This is a genomic window from Mycobacterium sp. SMC-21, from assembly GCF_045310825.1.
GTDB lineage: Bacteria > Actinomycetota > Actinomycetes > Mycobacteriales > Mycobacteriaceae > Mycobacterium.
On record NZ_JBJIAO010000038.1, the window covers coordinates 28,928 to 46,658 of the forward strand.

19 protein-coding genes and 1 pseudogene are annotated in these 17,731 nt (G+C 67.7%); 8 read left to right on the plus strand and 12 right to left on the minus strand.

Annotated elements, in window-relative coordinates; genetic code table 11:
• Positions 1-9: 9 nt before the first annotated feature.
• On the minus strand, positions 10-525 hold the full coding sequence (locus tag ACJH6H_RS24830) for a gamma carbonic anhydrase family protein (RefSeq protein WP_155902415.1): 516 nt from the start codon (positions 523-525) through the stop codon (positions 10-12).
• Positions 526-636: 111 nt separating this feature from the next.
• On the opposite strand from ACJH6H_RS24830, the gene ACJH6H_RS24835 reads away from it, so the two are divergent.
• Together ACJH6H_RS24835 and ACJH6H_RS24840 are read left to right on the plus strand one after the other, a co-directional pair.
• Positions 637-1,857, plus strand: a complete 1,221-nt coding sequence (locus ACJH6H_RS24835; RefSeq protein WP_406776038.1) for an MFS transporter — start codon at positions 637-639, stop codon at positions 1,855-1,857.
• Between the two features lie 133 nt (positions 1,858-1,990).
• The gene (locus tag ACJH6H_RS24840) at positions 1,991-2,734 is read left to right on the plus strand and encodes a fasciclin domain-containing protein (protein WP_406776030.1); all 744 of its coding nucleotides are present in this window, start codon (positions 1,991-1,993) and stop codon (positions 2,732-2,734) included.
• A 95-nt stretch (positions 2,735-2,829) separates the two neighbouring features.
• On the opposite strand, the gene ACJH6H_RS24845 is transcribed toward ACJH6H_RS24840, so the two are convergent.
• Genes ACJH6H_RS24845 through ACJH6H_RS24855 form a run of 3 tightly spaced genes read right to left on the minus strand, consistent with a single transcriptional unit; the run spans position 2,830 to position 5,931 of the window.
• A complete protein-coding gene (locus ACJH6H_RS24845; protein ID WP_346415172.1) occupies positions 2,830-3,972 on the minus strand; it encodes an acyl-CoA dehydrogenase family protein in 1,143 nt (380 codons plus the stop codon).
• Positions 3,973-3,985: 13 nt separating this feature from the next.
• Positions 3,986-4,786 carry a crotonase/enoyl-CoA hydratase family protein gene (locus tag ACJH6H_RS24850; RefSeq protein ID WP_406776031.1) on the minus strand — a complete coding sequence of 267 codons (801 nt, stop codon included), beginning with the start codon at positions 4,784-4,786 and terminating at the stop codon, positions 3,986-3,988.
• On the minus strand, positions 4,783-5,931 hold the full coding sequence (locus ACJH6H_RS24855) for a thiolase family protein (protein WP_406776032.1): 1,149 nt from the start codon (positions 5,929-5,931) through the stop codon (positions 4,783-4,785). The genes ACJH6H_RS24850 and ACJH6H_RS24855 overlap by 4 nt, the downstream gene beginning before the upstream one ends.
• A gap of 219 nt (positions 5,932-6,150) precedes the next feature.
• Between ACJH6H_RS24855 and ACJH6H_RS24860 the strand changes: the two genes are divergently transcribed.
• Positions 6,151-6,948, plus strand: coding sequence for a GntR family transcriptional regulator (locus ACJH6H_RS24860; RefSeq protein WP_346415175.1), 798 nt, complete (start codon positions 6,151-6,153; stop codon positions 6,946-6,948).
• Here the strand turns inward: ACJH6H_RS24860 and ACJH6H_RS24865 are convergent.
• The 5 genes from ACJH6H_RS24865 to ACJH6H_RS24885 all read right to left on the minus strand — a co-directional run bounded on the left by ACJH6H_RS24865 (position 6,938) and on the right by ACJH6H_RS24885 (position 11,875).
• Positions 6,938-8,665 (minus strand): DUF3556 domain-containing protein, encoded by a 1,728-nt coding sequence (locus ACJH6H_RS24865; protein WP_406776033.1) that lies wholly within the window; start codon positions 8,663-8,665, stop codon positions 6,938-6,940. The two genes, ACJH6H_RS24860 and ACJH6H_RS24865, sit on opposite strands and share 11 nt — an antisense overlap.
• A 108-nt stretch (positions 8,666-8,773) precedes the next feature.
• Positions 8,774-9,289, minus strand: a complete 516-nt coding sequence (locus tag ACJH6H_RS24870) for a DoxX family protein (RefSeq protein WP_346415177.1) — start codon at positions 9,287-9,289, stop codon at positions 8,774-8,776.
• 9 nt (positions 9,290-9,298) lie between these two features.
• A complete protein-coding gene (locus tag ACJH6H_RS24875; RefSeq protein ID WP_406776039.1) occupies positions 9,299-10,537 on the minus strand; it encodes a WS/DGAT domain-containing protein in 1,239 nt (412 codons plus the stop codon).
• A 79-nt stretch (positions 10,538-10,616) separates the two neighbouring features.
• Complete coding sequence (locus ACJH6H_RS24880) at positions 10,617-11,243, minus strand: hypothetical protein (protein WP_406776034.1); 627 nt, start codon at positions 11,241-11,243, stop codon at positions 10,617-10,619.
• Positions 11,240-11,875, minus strand: coding sequence for an Mce protein (locus ACJH6H_RS24885; protein ID WP_406776035.1), 636 nt, complete (start codon positions 11,873-11,875; stop codon positions 11,240-11,242). Before ACJH6H_RS24885 ends, ACJH6H_RS24880 begins: the two co-directional genes overlap by 4 nt.
• A 136-nt stretch (positions 11,876-12,011) precedes the next feature.
• Between ACJH6H_RS24885 and ACJH6H_RS24890 the strand changes: the two genes are divergently transcribed.
• From ACJH6H_RS24890 to ACJH6H_RS24905, 4 genes are all read left to right on the plus strand, one after another.
• On the plus strand, positions 12,012-12,899 hold the full coding sequence (locus ACJH6H_RS24890) for an alpha/beta hydrolase (RefSeq protein ID WP_346415180.1): 888 nt from the start codon (positions 12,012-12,014) through the stop codon (positions 12,897-12,899).
• Positions 12,900-12,933: 34 nt separating this feature from the next.
• Complete coding sequence (locus tag ACJH6H_RS24895) at positions 12,934-13,764, plus strand: adenylate/guanylate cyclase domain-containing protein (RefSeq protein WP_318986264.1); 831 nt, start codon at positions 12,934-12,936, stop codon at positions 13,762-13,764.
• Between the two features lie 177 nt (positions 13,765-13,941).
• Entirely contained in the window at positions 13,942-14,634 is a 693-nt protein-coding gene (locus ACJH6H_RS24900; protein WP_318986265.1) for a guanylate cyclase, read from the plus strand.
• Between the two features lie 108 nt (positions 14,635-14,742).
• A complete protein-coding gene (locus tag ACJH6H_RS24905) occupies positions 14,743-14,970 on the plus strand; it encodes a hypothetical protein (RefSeq protein ID WP_346415181.1) in 228 nt (75 codons plus the stop codon).
• Here the strand turns inward: ACJH6H_RS24905 and ACJH6H_RS24910 are convergent.
• Complete coding sequence (locus tag ACJH6H_RS24910) at positions 14,922-15,827, minus strand: phytanoyl-CoA dioxygenase family protein (protein ID WP_406776036.1); 906 nt, start codon at positions 15,825-15,827, stop codon at positions 14,922-14,924. The genes ACJH6H_RS24905 and ACJH6H_RS24910 overlap by 49 nt on opposite strands.
• Before the next feature lie 48 nt (positions 15,828-15,875).
• Between ACJH6H_RS24910 and ACJH6H_RS24915 the strand changes: the two genes are divergently transcribed.
• Positions 15,876-16,454 carry a TetR/AcrR family transcriptional regulator gene (locus tag ACJH6H_RS24915; RefSeq protein WP_346415183.1) on the plus strand — a complete coding sequence of 193 codons (579 nt, stop codon included), beginning with the start codon at positions 15,876-15,878 and terminating at the stop codon, positions 16,452-16,454.
• Positions 16,455-16,459: 5 nt separating this feature from the next.
• Here ACJH6H_RS24915 and ACJH6H_RS24920 read toward each other — a convergent pair whose 3' ends face one another.
• Both ACJH6H_RS24920 and ACJH6H_RS24925 read right to left on the minus strand, forming a co-directional pair.
• Positions 16,460-17,206 carry a class I SAM-dependent methyltransferase gene (locus ACJH6H_RS24920; RefSeq protein WP_064858224.1) on the minus strand — a complete coding sequence of 249 codons (747 nt, stop codon included), beginning with the start codon at positions 17,204-17,206 and terminating at the stop codon, positions 16,460-16,462.
• A gap of 28 nt (positions 17,207-17,234) precedes the next feature.
• A pseudogene (locus tag ACJH6H_RS24925) lies at positions 17,235-17,634 on the minus strand (VOC family protein).
• Positions 17,635-17,731 lie beyond the last annotated feature (97 nt).

The window sequence follows — 17,731 nt, forward strand, 5'->3', positions numbered from 1 at the left end:
CTGGTCGAACTAGCCGCGGTGCAGCGTGAGCAGGTGCTCGTAAACCTGGCCGTTGATGCGGTTGTGGTTGATCTCGTCTTCGGTCAGCTCGCGGCGGATCTTGCCCGGCACACCGGCGATCATGGTCCCCGGCGGCACCACGAAACCTTGCGGCACAACGGTTCCGGCCGCGACCAGGGAGCCGGCGCCGATCACCGCGCCGTTGAGGACGATGGCCCCCATGCCCACCAGGGCGCCGTCCTCCACCGTGCAGCCGTGCAGGACCGCGTTGTGCCCGACGCTGACGCCGGCGCCGACCTTCACCGGGAAGCCCGGGTCGACGTGCACCGTGCAGCCGTCCTGGATGTTGGAGCCCTCACCGATCTCGATGGGCTCGAACTCGGCGCGCAGCGTGGTGCCGTACCAGATGCTGGCCCGCGCGGCGAGCGTCACCTGGCCGAGCACCGATGCGGTCGGCGCGACCCACGACTCGTCGTGCAGCTGCGGGGCGTGGCCCTGGATGGGAAGAATCAACGGTCCTGACATGCGGCAGAGTTTAGGTCGCGCGCCACCGCGGCCCGGAGCGTGGCGCAATCTGTGCGATTCGTGTCGGTTCTGCCACTGGCCTGGCCGTGGCGCACCGGCCAGAGTGGGGCGGTGACGCTCACCTCGACGACTGCGCCGACTCGCGCCGCATGGGCGGTGGCCGCCGTCAGTTTCCTGGCGATCCTGGCCGCCGCCGGCTTCCGGGCGGTCCCCGGCGTGCTGATGACCCCGCTGCACCATGAGTTCGGTTGGTCGCACGCCACGGTCGGCCTCGCGATGTCGGTCAACATGACGCTGTTCGGGGTCACCGCTCCGTTCGCGGCTGCGCTGATGGACCGATTCGGCGTCCGGCCGGTGCTGTCGGTGGCTCTGGGGCTGATCACCGCAGGTTCGGCGCTGTCGGTGCGGGTGACGTCCGGTTGGCAGCTGGTGGCGTGCTGGGGCGTATTGGTCGGTATCGGTACCGGCTGCATCTCGATGGGCTTCGTGGCGACCCTCGCCACCCGCTGGTTCGACGAACGCCGCGGCCTGGTGACCGGCGTGCTGACCGCAGCCAGCGCCACCGGGCAACTCATCTTCCTGCCCCTGGTCGCCGAGGTCGCGACCCGTCACGGCTGGCGCTGGGCCTGCCTCATCGTCGCCGCGGCCGCGTTCGCGGTCGTCGCACCCGTCCTCATCGTCATGCGCCACCATCCTCCTGCGCCGACGGCGGCGCCGACCAACGGCTTCCGGTCCGCGCTCGACGGGCTCGTCGTCGGCGCGCGGGTGCCCGTGTTCTGGCTCCTCGCGGGCAGCTTCGCGATCTGCGGTATGACCACCAACGGATTGATCGGCACCCACTTCATCCCTGCCGCAGGCGACCACGGCATGCCGACGACGGTCGCCGCGGGGCTGCTGGCCACGATCGGCGTTCTCGACGTGGCGGGCACGGTCTGTTCGGGCTGGCTCACCGACCGGGTCGATCCGCGGCTCCTGCTCACTGTGTATTACGTCGGACGCGGGATTTCGCTGATGCTGCTGCCTTCGCTGCTTTCCGCGCACGCCGACCCGGGCACCTGGGTGTTCATCGTCTTCTACGGCCTGGACTGGGTTGCCACGGTGCCGCCCACGATCGCGCTGTGCCGCGACTACTTCGGTGATCGGTCCCCGGTGGTGTTCGGCTGGGTGTTTGCCGCGCATCAGGTCGGCGCCGCGATCGCCGCGGCCGCCGCCGGCTGGCTCCGCGATCTGCAAGGTAACTATGACCTGGCCTTTCAACTCGCGGCAGGCTTGTGCGCGGTCGCCGCGCTGCTGTGCTTCAGCGTCCGAAAAGTGCAGGTCAGCCCCGCCTGACGAAACCGGACCGCCGGTAGCTGATTTTGCTGTTTCCCAGCGCCAGCCATTACCATTCGACGGGCGCCACGCCCCGGATGGGGTCTCCCCGGTCGGGCGGGGTGCGCGTCATGAACAGCTGAGGAGCCGAACCATGAAGACTCGCACCAGCAGATTTCTGGGCGTAACCGCGGCCGTCGCCGCCCTGACCGCATCGCTGCCGCTGGCAGTGTCCGCCTACGCGGACCCGCCGCCGCTGCCGCCGCCGACCAACAAGACGGTGGACCCCCAGGGCCCCGGCTGCGACAAGGTCAAGGCCGGCATGCCCGACCTGAAGACGTTGGTCAACAAGCCGGTGAGCCAGGCGCTGGCCGCCATTCCGGCGATCAGCACCTTCAACTCGGCGATCTCCGGCGGCCTGAACCCCGCCGTGAACATCACGAGCGTGCTGGACAACGGCCCGTACGTCGTGTTCGCGCCGACCAACGAAGCCTTCGCGGCGCTGGACCCGGCCAAGCTGGAGGCCCTGAAGGCCGACCCGGCCGCGCTGACGAGCCTGGACTACTACCACGTGTTCCTGGGCGTGCTGGGCAATGACACCGTCAAGGGCCAGCGTCCGACGCAGCAGGGCACCCAGATCAAGGTGACCGGCGACGGTGGCGACATCAAGGTCAACGACACCGCCAAGCTGGTGTGTGGCGCGATCGAGGCGAGCAACGCCCGCATCTACGTGATCGACACCGTGCTGGACCTGGCTGAGGCCCCGGCCCCGGTGACCGCCGCGGGTAGCGAGACCTCCACCTCGACCTCGGCCACCACCACGACGTCGACCTCCGCAGCGCCGAGCGCCGCCGAGTCGACCTCGGCGACCCCGACCACCACGTCGGCCGCGCGGTAGCCAACAGATTCAAACGAAATCGGCGCCCCTGCACCACGTTGTGCAGGGGCGCCGATTGGCTTTGTGGGACTTACAGGCCGCGTCGGCCGAGCCGACTACAGACCCAGGTCGCGGCCGATGATGTCCTTCATGATCTCGGTGGTGCCACCGAAGATCGTCTGGATGCGCGCATCGCAGTAGTCGCGGGCGACGCGGTACTCCATCATGTAGCCGTAGCCACCGTGCAGCTGCACGCAGCCGTCGATGACCTTCTTGGCGGTCTCGGTGCAGAACCACTTTGCCTTGGCCGCCTCGACCGCGGACAGGTCGCCGTCGAGCACGCCCTCCAGGCACCGGTCGATGTAGCGCTCGCAGACGTCGAGTTCGGTGTCCATCTCCGCCAGCAGGAAACGGTTGTGCTGGAAGCTGCCGATCGGCTGGCCGAAGGCCTTGCGGTCCTTGGCGTATTGCAGTGTCTGGCGCCAGGATTCGCGCGCACCGGCGATCGCGGAGATCGCGATGCCGAGCCGCTCCGACGGCAGGTTCTGCATCAGGTGGTAGAAGCCGCGGCCTTCCTGACCGAGGATGTTGGCCGAGGGGACCCGCACGTTCTCGAAATGCAGTTCCGAGGTGTCCTGCGAGTGCAGGCCCATCTTGTCCAGTTTGCGGCCGCGGGTGAAGCCCTCCATCCCGCGTTCGACGACGAACAACGTGAAGCCCTTGTGGCCGGCCTCGGGATCGGTACGACAGACCGTCACGACGAGATCGCTGTTGATGCCCGCCGAGATGAAGGTCTTGGAGCCGTTGATGATCCAGTCGTCGCCGTCGCGGACGGCGGACGTGCGAATGCCCGCCAGGTCACTGCCGGCACCGGGCTCGGTCATCGCGACGGCGAGGATCAGCTCACCGCTGGCGATGCCCGGCATCCACCGCGCCTTCTGTTCGTCATTGGCGAGGTGCTTGAAATACGGTGCGACGACGTCGTTCTGGAGGCTCAGCGCCGGCGCGGGGCCGCCGTAGCGGGCGATCTCCTCGTCGATGACGGCGTTGAACCGGAAGTCGTCCGACCCGCCGCCGCCGAACTCCTCGGGCATGTTGAACCCGATCAGGCCGTACTTTCCGGCGGCGACGTACGCCGACCGGTCGACCATGCGTTCCTGTTCCCACTTCTCGGCATTGGGGACGAGCTCACGCTCGATGTACTGCCTGGTGGATTCCCGGAGCGCCTCGTGCTCCTCTTCGAATACTGTCCGCTTCACGATTTCTTCTCCGTCACTTGGCTTTCCATACAGGCTGACGTTTCTGCGCGAACGCCAGCGGGCCTTCCTTCGCGTCCTCGGACTGCAGCAGGGTCACGAACTCCCGGTTGGTGCGCCGCCAGCCGTCCTTCTCCGCGGTCACGACGCCGTCGTCGGCGCCGTACGCCACGCGCTTGCTCGCCTGCACCGCCAATGGTGCATTGGACGTGATCCGTTCCGCCAGAGCCAAAGCCGCTTCGACGACGGTGCCGTCCGGGACCACCTGGTTGATCAGGCCCCAGCGCAGGGCATCGGCCGATGTCATGGGCTCACCGGTGAACAGCAGCTCCAGCGCCACCTTGCGCGGCAGCTGATCGACGATCCGGAAGACGCCGCCAGCACCGGCGATCAGTCCCCGCTTCACTTCCGGCAGGCCGAATTTCGCGCTCTCCTCGGCGATGACGAGGTCGCTGGCCAGCGCCAGTTCCGTGCCGCCGCCCAGAGCGGTGCCGTTGACGGCCGCGATGGTGGGTTTGTCGATGAAGTGGCTGACGTAGCCGGCGAAGCCCCAGTCCGTGTGGTCGGGGTGGAAGAGGTTCTCGCCGCGCGAGAGCGCCTTGAGATCCGCACCGGCACAGAAGGATTTGTCGCCGGAGCCGGTGATGACGACGGCCCGGATCTCGGGATCGTCCTGCGCGGCCTGCAGGGCGTCGCCGACACCGATGCTCACGGCCTGGTTCACCGCGTTGCGGGCGTCGGGCCGGTTGATGGTGATCAGCAGAACGTTGCCCCGCCGTTCGGAGAGGGCTCCGGGTTCGGCGGACACCGCGGTCACAGCAGTTCCAGGATGGTCGCGTTGGCCTGGCCGCCACCTTCACACATGGTCTGGAAACCATACTGAATTCCATTGTCCCGCATGTGGTGCAGCAGGGTCGTCATGATGCGGGCGCCGGAGCCGCCGAGCGGGTGGCCGAGGGCGATGGCGCCACCGTTCGGGTTCAGGCGGTTCTCGTCGGCGCCGATGTCCTTGAGCCAGGCCATCGGAACGGGGGCGAAGGCCTCGTTGACCTCGAACACACCGATGTCGTTGACGCTCAGGCCGGACTTCGCCAACGCCTTCTGTGTGGCGGGGATCGGGGCGCTCAGCATCATCACCGGGTCGGCGCCGGCCAGGACACCGGTGTGCAGACGGGCAAGAGGCTTGAGCCCCAGCTCTTTTGCCTTCTCGGCGGACATGATCAGCAGCGCGGCCGAGCCGTCGGAGATCTGAGAGGAGTTGCCGGCGTGGATGACACCGTCTTCCTTGAACGCCGGCTTGATGGCGGCCATGGACTCGACGGTGCCGCCGCGGCGGATACCGCCGTCTTCGGTGACGAAGTTGCCATCCTGGTCCTTGATGGCCACGATCTGGTCCTTGAAGGCGCCGGCATCCTGTGCGGCAGCGGCCTTTTCGTGCGACCGCAGCGAGAACTCGTCGAGCTGGGTGCGCGACAGGCCCCACTTCGCGGCCATCATCTCGGCGCCCGTGCCCTGGTTGGGTGACTGGCCGTCGTAGCGGGCGCGGAACGCCTCCGGGTACGGGTGTCCGCCGTTGGCGAGCGACGAGCCCATCGGCGTGCGCGACATCGATTCGACACCGCCGGCGACGACGACGTCGTAGTGGCCGGCGACCACACCGGCGGCCGCGAAGTGCACCGACTGCTGGCTGGAGCCGCACTGGCGGTCGACGGTGACGCCAGGAACGGTCTCGGGCCAGCCGGCGGTCAGGACCGCGGTGCGGGCGATGTCGAGCGCCTGCTCTCCGGCCTGCATGACGCAGCCCCAGATCACGTCGTCGACCAGCGCCGGGTCGACGCCGGCGCGCTGCACCAAGGCGTTCAGCACCTGAGCCGAGAGCTCCGCCGGATGGACACCCGACAGGGCGCCGTTGCGCTTCCCGATGGGCGAGCGGACCGCCTCGACGATGACTGCTTCAGCCACGGACATCTCCTTCAACGTTGAATATCGACCCGGGATTGACACCTGTAAAGGCGTCCACATCTGCGAACATAGAACAGAAGGTTTACTAGGTCAACCTACTAGTTGGTAGGCAAGCGCCGTTTCGGTGAATGCCGGCTGAATGGCAGGCTGCCGCCCCTTCACATGGTTTACTGAGTTGCCTAACAGGAGGCCAAGACAATCGGTTCAAGGAGGGCCCAGATGGCGCAGACTCCGCCGTTGTCGCCGATGATCGACCCACGTACTGTGCCATCCTCGGCCAGCGGCCCCATCCGCTCCCCCAAAACCGCGGAACTGGTGGCCGGCACCCTGCGCCGCATGGTCGTCGACGGCCAGCTCAAGGAAGGCGACTTCCTCCCCAACGAGGCCGAGCTGATGGCCCACTTCGGGGTCAGCCGCCCGACCCTGCGCGAGGCCGTGCGCGTGCTGGAGTCCGAGCGCCTGGTCGAGGTGCGACGCGGGTCGCGCACCGGCGCCCGCGTCCGCGTGCCCGGACCCGAGATCGTCGCGCGCCCGGCGGGCCTGCTGCTGGAGCTGTCGGGCGCGACCATCTCCGACGTGACCACCGCCCGCGCCGGCATCGAACCCACCGTCGTACGGCTGCTGACCGAGCAGGGCAACACCGAGGCGTTCGACGAGCTCGACACCATGCTGGCCGAGTACGTCCCGTCCGGCTACGAGACCGGCCGCATGGCCGAGACCACCGGTGACTTCCACCAGCGCATGGTCGAGCTGTCCGGCAACGCGACGCTGGCCATCGTCGCCGGCATGCTGCACGAGATCACCGTCCGCCACATCGCTTTCGCGATGCGGGAGAACCGGCCGATGTCGAAGTCGGACTACGACATCCTGATGCGGTCCTACCGGCGGCTGATGACGCTCATGCGCTCCGGCAACGCCGCTGCGGCCGAAGCGCATTGGCGCAAGCACCTCGACGTCGCCAACGGCCTGCTGTTCGCGGGCATGGAGGACGTCAAGGTCCGCGACGTCATGCGTTAGTGACGCCGTACACGGGGACATCGTCGGCCCACGGCTGGCGGGTCACCATGTCGCGCACCTTCACGTAACCGCGCTCGAACTCGCCGGTGGCGGCGTCGACCAGGCGGTACTGCTGTGTCTGCCGGTGGATGGGCTGCGCGTCGAGCATGACGATCCGCACCTCACCGGGCTCGAAGTGGCAGCGCTTCTGCAGCGCCGCGACGAGTTGTTCGTTCGACATGTGGCCGTCGCCGAAGTTCCAGCCGATGGCGGTCGAGACGATCCGCTCACCGTCGGTCAGCGTGTAGTCGGCCTCGTTGTGCCCGGCCATCGCGCGGTGCGCGAGCGTGAACAGCGCGCGGCCGTGCGTGTTGAAGGCGCGGAACGCGTAGCCCATGTACAGGTACATCTGCGCGTTCTCCGGGCTGCCGTAGTACCGCTCCATCTGGGTCGCGGGCATGCTCGCGATCGCGACGATGTTCTTCTCGATCTTCTCCGAAGCCGACGGCTTGATGCACCACAGCGACGTGTCCCAGTTGCCGGCGTAGTACCGCATGCCGGGCAGGAAAGACACCTTGCGCGGGAACAGGTTTCCGATGACGACGGTGCCCGCGACGACCGCGAACAGCACCACCGGCCACGGCGACGTCAGATCGGTGATGCCGATGTCGGCGTGACCGACGAACAGGGTCACGACACAGAACATCATGAAGACGTTCCACTCCAGCGGCACGCCCATCGGGATCGCCGACAGGATCCCGAAGTGGAAGCACAGCATGACGAACGCGGCGATGTATGTCGGCCAGCCGCCGTGACTGAAGAAGAGCACCAGCGGCACCGCGCCCTCGATGAAGGTGCTGAAGTGCGCCATGAAGCGCGACGGGCGGCCGGGTCGCAGGTCGTCCGGGAAGTGTTCGAAGAACGCGCGCTTGATGAACTTCGGCCGCAGCACGGGATTGTTGCTCATCATCGTGGAGATGACGAACGGGAAGTGGTGGTTGAGCTTCGACGTCGCGGCGCCCAGCCAGATCACCATGCACACGAGCTTGGCGGCGATGATCAGGTCGACGCCGTAGCCGGCGAACAGGAAGGCGACGGTGAACGAGCCGTAGACCTCGCCGCGGGCGGCCAGGAAGATCACCTTGTCGCGCAGACCGGCCAGGGCGAGGACGCCCAGGATCGCCCAGATCTGCCACATCGGGAGTACGCCGACAGTCGCGCCGGGCAAGACCGGGCCGGTGCCGTCAGAGCACAGCGCGACGACGAGCAGGGCCAGCAGCGCGCCGTAGAGCAGCACATCAACGGAGGTCCGGGCATCGCCACGCGTCAGCGGGATGCGGCCGGGCCACGGTGGCAGACGAATGGTCTTCGGCCGCAGCCAGTACAGGATCGAGCCCATCGGCGGGAAGAAGCGGTTGTTCAGTGGGCCGAACCCGCAGCCGAGGCCGATCACCTCGAACAGCATCGTGTAGAGCACGACCTTCTCGAACACGATCGGCTCGGTCCACCACGCCGCGACGTTCGTGAATCCGTCGATCCCCTTGGTGGACAACGCGATCAGCCAGCCGCCCAGGATGTACAGGCAGATCTTGACGACGTAGAACAGGTGCAGTGCCACCGGGGTGCCGAAGCCCGTCTCGGCCCAGTGCCGGGCCATGGGGACGATCTTCTGCGCGCGGGTGCCCTTGTTCCACTCCTCGAAGTCGATGACAGGAGTGTCCTGCGTGAGAAAGCCCATACCCGTCAGACTAGAACGTGTTCTAGTCTGACGGAATCAGATCCCCATAGTTGATCCCGTGGCCAGGGCGCAGACGTTCGAGAACCAGCGCCCCGGACACCGACGGGTTCAGGCCTTCGCGGGCGGCCGGAAGAAGATCAGCAGCTGCCCGATACCACCGGCGAGGCCGAGCCCGACGGCGATCAGCAACCCACACCAGCCGTGCAGCAGGTGGTAGAAGCCGCTGTTGTGGAACAGCAGGCAGTCCAGGCTGTAGCGGCCCGCACCCGTGCCCGCGATCGCCACGGCCGCGACGCCCAGCACCAGGTTGTACTCCCAGCCGGATTTCACGATGAAGAAGCCGTTTTCGCGGTGCACGGTCCATGCGGCCACCACCATCAGCGCCACGAACCCCGCGGCGGGGATCGGCGTCAGGAAGCCGGCAGCCAGGCCCAGGCCGGCCAGGATTTCGGTGCCGGCAGCCAGCCGGGCGTGCAGCATGCCGGGCTTCATACCGATGCTGTCGAACCAGGCGGCAGTACCGGGGATGCGGCCGCCACCGAAGAACTTGTTGTACCCGTGCGCAGCCATCGTCAGACCGAGCACCACCCGCAGCAGCAGGATCGAGAACGCGTAAGCAGTCACGCGATGAATTTAGCCCCCGGCGTCCAGCACCGCAGACAACCGTTCCACATACGAATCGACATCCGGTAAGGCCGACGGGGACGCGTGCACGCTGATCGTGACGGTGTCCCCGATGCCGTGCACGCCGTGCGTCAAGCCCATCATCGGCGACAACGCCGGGCACGCGGTGGTCAACACCACCGGGCACTCGCCGAACGTCAGATCGGCCGCGCCGCGGTTGACGCTCGAGACCACGGTGTTGCCGGTGGCCGTCGTCGACCGCGCGTGCGGATCGAATTGCTCAGTGCCCCAACGCAGCAGCCGGGCCGGCACCGCCGCGGTGGCGGCACCGCTCGCCGCGGCCGCGGGATGCTCGAACCGCTGCCGCCGCATGGCGAGTTCCGACTCGATCCGGGCCGCCCGCTCGTGGAAAGGCAAATCCGGGTGCAGGGCCACGCCGACGTTGCCGTAGTGGTTGTACGCCCGGCGGACCCCCGTCTTGGCCATCGGCACCTCGGCCCCGAGCGCGGTCACCCCGCCCAGCTCGGCCGCCAGCGCCTCGGAGATGGCCGCCAGCACCCCGACCGTCACCGTCGGCCCGGGCAGATCAGTACGGTGACGCACCACCGTCCGCATGGCGTCGGGGCCCACCGGCGCGTTGTTGGTCGGCTGCACCGGCCACGAATCCGCCGGTGGCGCAACAGCACCCGACTCGGTGTCCCGCACGAGTTGCCGGTGCGCGGCACTGGCGCGCCACGCCAGGTACGGCAGCGCCCACGTCCCCAGCCGCGACTCGACCACCGCCGGCACCGGCTGATCCCGGCCGAAGATGCGCCCCATGAGGGCCGTCGCGCGCTGCCCGTCGGCGAGGGCGTGCGACATCTGCACCACGACGACGGTGCCGGGGCCCGTCGTCGTCGGTATCCCGGTGACGCCGGCGAAGACGTGCAGTCGCCACGCCTGCACGGTCGCGTCGAGCTGGTCACTCGCGGCCAGGGCACACACGGCGTTCAGGCACCCGGACCAGGTGGGGTCCCCGGGTTCGTGCACGACGATCGGCATGGCATCACACCGCACCCAGGACGGATAGCGCCAGGAATGCGAATCGTCGATGCGTACCAACAACTCTGGGCACGCCGACACATTGCGCCGCACCGCCGCCAGCGCGGCGTCCAGGTCGGCGGGCACGCCGTCGAACCCGCACACCAGAAACATGTCGTTCGGGATTTTCGCCGACATCCAGAAACTCTGGGCGTCGGCGGCCGCCATCCGCTTCACGTCCACCACCCCGGGATTTGTGCACGAAAATCCGCGCCGGCCGCGGAAAATCGTGCACAAATCACGACGGTCACACCGGTTCGAACTTGGCGATCAGCCACTGGCCCCCCAGTCGTTCCAGGGTGACCCGCGCGCTGGTCGGGGTGCTGGTCGGCGGCTGGTCACCGACCCGGACTACCTGATTGACGAACACCAGCACCACGGCGTGGTTCTCCTCGACCGACACCGCGGCCGCGGCCGGCACCGACGTCGCCGCCGAGATGCGCCGCTGCTCGGCGCCGGGGATCACCGACTTGGTCAGCGTCGTGTACTCATCGAGGAACGGTGTCGTGAGCAGCTTGCGCGCGTCGGTCAGTTGTTGACGGACCGTGTCCGGCTCGTACGACAGCAGGGCGACGGTGCCATCGGTGGCCACCTTGATCACGGCGGCCTGGTCGGCCTCATTGCCGTGCCGCGCCGTCAGGTACCACAGCCCGCCCGCGGCGGCCGCGAGCAACAGTGCCAGCGCCGGCAGGACCCGATACGCCGTCACCCGTGCCCACTCGATGCCGCCGGTCTTGCGCGGCTTCACGTGTGGCACAACATCATTGGGCGCCGGCTCGGCCTCGACCGACTCGGCCGCATCCTGCTCCGGCTCGGTCGCCTCGAGTTCAGCCGCATCCGGCTCGTCGGGTTCATCCATCCCGTGCTTGCTCATTGGATCGGCTCCACCTTCGAGACCTTGGCGCTGTCGCCCACCTTCTGCATCGTCAGCCGCACGCGCCAGTAGCGGTCGCGTTGCGGCGGCCCGTTGCCGACCTCGGTGTGCACCTTCACCGCCACGAGGACCACGCCACTGGTGTCGTTCGCCGACTCCACGCCGGCCTCGGTGACGGTGCCGACCGATGCCGACTGCTGCTGTTTCACCGAGTCCACGACCGCCGTCGAACGCTGTTTGAAGTCGTCGAAATAGGCGCCGGTCGAGGTGTCCAACGCCCGCTTGATGTCGTCGTCGACGTGCCGGTAGTCGATGGTCGTGAGGTTCACCGCGACCTGCTTGCCGGCGGTCAGGTACATCTCGTGCAGGGCGTCGTCGCGACGCAACTGCAGCTCACGCTGACCGAGCCAGGCCACCAGCGCGCCCAATGCGCCCACCACCAGCACGCCCACGACCAGAGCCGCAATCACCTGCTTACCCCGTTGGGGCGCAGGGTGTTTCAGGAACGCGAGGGCTTCCTCGTCGGAGATGGCCGGTTTGTCGTCGTCGGCATCCGGCGTCTCGTCCGGGGCGCTCGCATCGTCGTCGTCGACCTCGTCGGGATTCCTGTGCCGCCCGTGCTCGTCAGCCATATGCCTTCCTCTCGCCGCACGCCCGGCCGGACGGCGACACCTCGGCCGAGTCTAGAGACCGCCGGGTGACCAGGGTCATGTTCGGTTCAGTTAGCACAGCTCGGTAACGTGCAGGAGAAGTGACGAGAGGATTCCAGTGAGCACCGACGAACGCACTTCCCCGGCCGATGGCGGCAGCAATCCACAGACGGTGCGATTCCGCGGTATCGACGAACTGACCCTGGTCGCCGACGAGTGGAACCGCGACGCGGAAGCCGCCGCGGACAAGCCCACGATCCTGATGCTGCACGGTGGCGGGCAGAACCGGCATTCCTGGAAGAACACCGGCCAGATTCTCGCGAACGCCGGCTTCCACGTCATCGCGCTCGACAGCCGCGGGCACGGCGACAGCGACCGCTCGCCCACTGCGAACTACTCACTCGAGACCCTGACCGGCGACACCCTGCAGGTGATCTATCAGATCGGCCGGCCGGTGGCGCTGATCGGCGCCAGCATGGGCGGTCTGACCAGCCTGCCGGTCGCGCATGAAGCCGGACCGGAACTGGTCACCAAACTGGTCCTGGTGGACGTCGTGCCGCGCTTCGAGAAGAGCGGCAGCGCCCGAATCCGCGACTTCATGTTCAGCGGCATCGACGGGTTCGCCTCACTCGAAGAGGCCGCCGACGCCGTCGCCGCCTACCTGCCGCACCGCACGCGGCCACGCAGCGTGGAAGGCCTCAAGAAGAACCTGCGCCTGCGCGACGGCAAGTGGTTCTGGCACTGGGACCCGGCCTTCCTCACCGCGCCCGGCGACGACCCGTTCGAGCGCGCCGAGATGCTCGAGCATGCGGCGATCAGCCTCGAGATCCCGATCCTGCTGATCCGCGGCAAGCTGTCCGACGTGGTGAGCACCGAAGGCGTACAGGACTTCCTGCAGAAGGTGCCGGGTGCGCAGTTCGTCGAGCTGTCCGACGCCGGGCACACCGCTGCCGGCGACGACAACGACGCGTTCACCGACGCGGTGGTGCAGTTCGTCCGTCAATGACCCGATCGCGGCTCGCCGCCTCGATACTTGAGCGGTGACGGTTTCGACGATCTCGCTGGTCGCCATCTGTGTGCTCGCCGTGGTGGTTGTCGTCGAGACCATCGTGTTGCGGGTGACGCGGTCCCGGCTGCGGGCCGCGCGGCGGGAGATCGAGGAACTGCGCGCGCCGTCCGAACCCCGCACCAATCTGCTGCTGGCCGGCGGCCGCGCCGCGGTGAAGACGATGTGGCAGACCGCCAACCTCATCAACAAAGAGGGCTTCGGCGGTGCGATGTGGTCGTCCATCGAGGAGCTCGCCGGCTGGGCCGAGGTGGAGCGGCCGGACCTGGCCAAGCTCGCACCGACCGGCCGCGTGGCGATCATGTTCTCCGACATCGAAGGATCCACGGCCCTCAACGAGCGCATGGGTGACCGGGCCTGGGTGCGGCTGATCGACCATCACGACAAGTTGGTCGGCCGGTGCGTCAAGAAGCAGTCGGGGCTCGTCGTGAAGAGCCAGGGCGACGGGTTCATGATCGCCTTCGCCGAGCCCGAGCAGGCCGTGCGCTGCAGCATCGACATGCAGCAGCAATTGGCGAAGGCGCCGGGCGGCGTCCGGGTCCGCATCGGGATTCACACCGGAAAGTCGGTGCGCCGCGGCGACGATCTGTTCGGCCGCAACGTCGCCATGGCCGCGCGGGTGGCGAGCCAGGCCGACGGCGGCGAGGTGCTCGTGAGCAAGGCCGTGCGAGATGCCTTGTCCGCCTCGGCTTCCTGCGCCGACATCACGTTCGACGGCGGCCGGGTGGCGGAGCTGAAGGGCTTCGCCGGCGACCACCGGCTCTATGCCGTGGGCTGGCTCCCGCCGGATTCGGCCAGCCGCTGATGCAGCCGGGCGCGAATATCGTCGGCCGTGTATGACTCGCGCTTGCGCTGATCACGCGCGACCAACACGCCACCGGCGACCACTCCCGCGACACCGGCCAGGCCAACCCACTTCCACACGCCACGCATGCAGTGATTATGACCGGGCGAAGCGCCGGGGAATGTCTAAGCTGCCCAGATGACTGGTAACGCGGTGACTTTGGAGCGGGCACTGGCCGAAACCCGGACCGGCGACATCTGGTTGTTCCGTGGGGCTTCCAAGCCCGACCGCGCCATCCAGACGCTCACCAACGCCCCTGTGAACCACGTCGGCATGACGGTCGCCATCGACGACCTGCCGCCGCTGATCTGGCACGCCGAACTCGGCGACAAACTCGAATGCCTGTGGAGCGGCAGCCATCACCGCGGCGTGCAGCTCAATGATCTGCGCGCCGCCGTCGAACGGTGGGTGTACGTGTACGGGCAGCGGTGCTGGCTGCGGCAACTGACGCCGTTCGCCACCCGCGAGCAGGAGGACCTGGCGCTGAAAGTGGTGGCCCGCATGGACGGCACCGCGTTCCCCACCACGGCGCGGCTGACGGGCCGGTGGTTCCGCGGGCGGGCGCCGGTGATCAGCGACTACACGCGCGGAATTCCGTTGGTACATCGCAAGGTTCGCGAATCCGCCGAGCGGGACAAGAACCGCCGGCGGACAGCCGGGCTCGAGACCGCGTACTGCGCCGAGACGGTGGCGATCACCTACGAGGAAATGGGGCTGCTGGTCACCGAGAAACGCGAGAACTATTTCGACCCGGGCTCGTTCTGGAGCGGCGATTCGTTGTCATTGACGCCGGGATATCACCTGGGCGCCGAGATCGAAATCCTCGCCTGACCTGCAGCCCGAAAACCGCGAATAATTTCAATCGCCGTCAGTGCAGTCAAGGCCGGACTAGCATTTGTGCGCAAATTCCCAGTAACCGGCAGGCCGGCAGGAGACGTCATGCGAATGAAAATTGCGCTCGTAGCACCGTGGATTGCCGCTGCCGCGATCGGCGGCGCGATCAGCCTTGCCCCGACAGCCGGCGCCGACCCGGACCCCGATGTGCCCTACGGCGGCGACGAATTCGACCTGCCGCAGCAGGGCCCGAACCCGTACGACTTCGGGTTCCACGAGTCGAATCACGACGAGAAGGACACGTCCGCCGGCGCTACCGACGTGCCGTACTGATCCGCCTGATCGCCGGCGATATCCAGCAGCCGCTTCGGGTGCATGCCATCGACCTGACCGATGAACGGCGGATGGATGCTGTAGCCGAGCATGCGGCGAATGTCTTCTGACACCCGGCGGACGGTGTCGCGGGTCATCGACAGCGTGAAGGCCTCCTGCGGCCGCAGCCATGGCTCGCAGTATTGGGCAGTGACGGCCAGCCGCGGCCGGTCGGTGCGGTTGGCGCCGCCGCCGTGCCACAGCGTGCCGGGAAAGAACACGCACGACCCGGCGCTCATCACGACGGGCTTGCGCTCGACGTCGTCGCCGGGCAACCGGTCGCCCCACAATTGGCTGCCGGGCACCACATCGGTGGCGCCGTTGTCGGCGGTGAAATCGTCGATGGCCCAGATGGTCGCCGCACCCAGCGCGGCGCGGGGCCGCGGCAGCGGGTAGAAACCGTCGTCGGTGTGCAGCATCTGTGCCTGCTCCCCCGGCAGGATGTTGATCACCTGGAGCATCGACAGCAGATAGTTCGGCAGGAACATCCGGTCCAGCAGCGCGAGCACGCGCGGGTGGTCGGCGATGACGTCGCACGCCGCGGTCTTGTTGAGCACGCTGTAGATGCGCTGGGTGGACCGTCCCTCAAAACCGTTGCGGCCGTGTCGATCCAGCATCGGCGTCACGGCGGCGCGGATCTCGTCCAGCTGGGTCGCACTGAGCAGATCGGGCAGGATCACGTAGCCGTCGCGCGTCATCGTGGCGAGATCGGCATCGACGATCGCGGGGTCGACGGTCGCGCCGCTGCTTTCGGTCCGGCGATAGGTGCCGGCCAGGTCGCCGCTCAAGTCCGCCAGCGATGACACTTCAGTGCTCATTGCTCCACTCCCGCCGAAACATAACCAAGTTCTGTTATGTTTTGGACTATGGCACGTGCCCCGATCGGACGTCAACAACTTCTGACCGCCGCGCGCGACGAACTGGTGCGCGGCAACGGCGTGCTCGAACTGAGCGCACTGACCCGCCGGGCGCAGCTCAGCACCGGCGCCCTCTATCACCACTTCGGTTCCAAAAGTGGGCTTCTCGCAGCGGTTTACGACGACTTCTATCACGGGCTGCGCCATGCCATCGCCGACGTGCACCTACCCGTCGACGCCGACTGGGGAGTCCGGGAGCGCGAGCGCACCCGCCGTTTCGTCGTCTACCACTTCGACGATGAGCTGGCGCCGATCCTGCTCGGCCGCGCGACGCTGGACCCCGAACTCGCCGAACTCGAAGCGGTTCATCTGCAGACGATGAGCGAGGCAGCGGCCGACAACATCCGCCGCGGGCAGCACGACGGTGACTTGCCCGACGACATCGACGCGGACAGCGCCGGGGCGTTCGTCATCGGCGGACTGCGGCACAGCATCGCCCAACAGCTCCGGGCCACACCGCGTGCCGATCCCGATCTTGCCGCCGAACGGCTCTGGCATCTGGTCGCCGCGACACTCGGCATTTCGTGACGGGATCAGACGGTGCCGCGCGCCGCCCACGCCGTGGCCGTCACGGTGAACGGTCCGTCGCCAAGACGTTCGCGCGCAACGGTTTTCAGCATGCCGCGCCTCTCGTCATCGAGGCGCTGGACGTAGTCCCCGGCCGGTCCGACACCGAACGTGTACGGCTCCCACCACTCCTCGAAGCTCGGGTGCAGCACGTCGATGGCGATGGCATCCTCTGTCACGTTGCGTAGCCCGGCGGCGTCGAAGATCTCGGTGAGGTGGCCTCTGTGCGCGCCAGATAGCAACGCCTCGTCCTGTGCGTCGGGGTCGATCACGTGGACGGCGTCCCAGAACGGTGCCAGCGCACCCGTCGGGCCGTCCCACGCGCACGCCGCGACGACGCCCCCGGGCCGGGTCATCCGCGCCATCTGCCCGATGCCGGCGACGGGATCGGTCATGAAATGCACCACCAGTTGGGCGAGCGCGGCGTCGAAAGTCGCAGTGTCGTAAGGCAGTTCCTCAGCGGTCCCGAGGCGGGCGTCGAGCCCGGGGAACCGCGCCTGGATCGCATCGACGAACGGCGGCGACGGATCGATGGCCGCAACCTCGGCGCCCGTCGCCAGCAGCCGCGCTGTCAGCGCGCCGGGTCCGCTGCCGACGTCGAGCACCTTCGCTCCGGCCGTGATCCCGGCGAAGGCGGCGAAGACGTCCGCGAGCGGCTCGGCGTATCGGCCCATGTAGCGGCCGTACGCGTCCGGCGAGACGACGAAGCTCACCAGCAGATGCTATGCCGCATATCAGCTACTACGCCCCGAATTTGGCCTTGGCATCGTCTCTCACCGGGCGTGAAGAGGTTGACGAGGTTGCCGTCGGGATCGCGGAACAACAGCGACCGGTTACCCCACGGCATCGTGGTGGGCTCGGTGACGACCTCGTCCAACCGGCTTCGCAGCCGTTCGTACTCCGCGTCGACGTCATCCACGATGAACTCGATGATGGTGCTCCGGTTGGCCGCCGGCTCGGCGGAACCCGCCCCGAACAAGGGCACGGTCTTGTCGCTGCCGATCGCCAAAGTGCCCACCGGCGTGGGGATCTCCGCGAACAGTTCATTGGCCCAGACCGCCTCGGCCCCGGTCACCAATTCATAGAAGCCGACCAGGCTCGGGACGTCGGCGGTGATGATGCGGGTGGAAACAAGCTTCATGCTGCGCACGATATCGGCGACCACCGACATTGATTGTGTTCAACCCGTTCGGGCGAGGATGACCTTGCTCGTTCGCCGCTGGTGATGACCCTCCCAC

Excerpts from the sequence above, each read along its gene's own strand:
- ACJH6H_RS24885 (WP_406776035.1), bottom strand. The coding sequence starts at position 11,875 with ATGGCTGACGAGCACGGGCGGCACAGGAATCCCGACGAGGTCGACGAC.
- ACJH6H_RS24875 (WP_406776039.1), bottom strand. The coding sequence starts at position 10,537 with ATGGCGGCCGCCGACGCCCAGAGTTTCTGGATGTCGGCGAAAATCCCG.
- ACJH6H_RS24880 (WP_406776034.1), bottom strand. The coding sequence starts at position 11,243 with ATGAGCAAGCACGGGATGGATGAACCCGACGAGCCGGATGCGGCTGAA.
- ACJH6H_RS24900 (WP_318986265.1), top strand. The coding sequence starts at position 13,942 with ATGACTGGTAACGCGGTGACTTTGGAGCGGGCACTGGCCGAAACCCGG.
- ACJH6H_RS24865 (WP_406776033.1), bottom strand. The coding sequence starts at position 8,665 with ATGGGCTTTCTCACGCAGGACACTCCTGTCATCGACTTCGAGGAGTGG.
- ACJH6H_RS24915 (WP_346415183.1), top strand. The coding sequence starts at position 15,876 with ATGGCACGTGCCCCGATCGGACGTCAACAACTTCTGACCGCCGCGCGC.
- ACJH6H_RS24830 (WP_155902415.1), bottom strand. The coding sequence starts at position 525 with ATGTCAGGACCGTTGATTCTTCCCATCCAGGGCCACGCCCCGCAGCTG.
- ACJH6H_RS24910 (WP_406776036.1), bottom strand. The coding sequence starts at position 15,827 with ATGAGCACTGAAGTGTCATCGCTGGCGGACTTGAGCGGCGACCTGGCC.
- ACJH6H_RS24840 (WP_406776030.1), top strand. The coding sequence starts at position 1,991 with ATGAAGACTCGCACCAGCAGATTTCTGGGCGTAACCGCGGCCGTCGCC.
- ACJH6H_RS24905 (WP_346415181.1), top strand. The coding sequence starts at position 14,743 with ATGCGAATGAAAATTGCGCTCGTAGCACCGTGGATTGCCGCTGCCGCG.
- ACJH6H_RS24860 (WP_346415175.1), top strand. The coding sequence starts at position 6,151 with ATGGCGCAGACTCCGCCGTTGTCGCCGATGATCGACCCACGTACTGTG.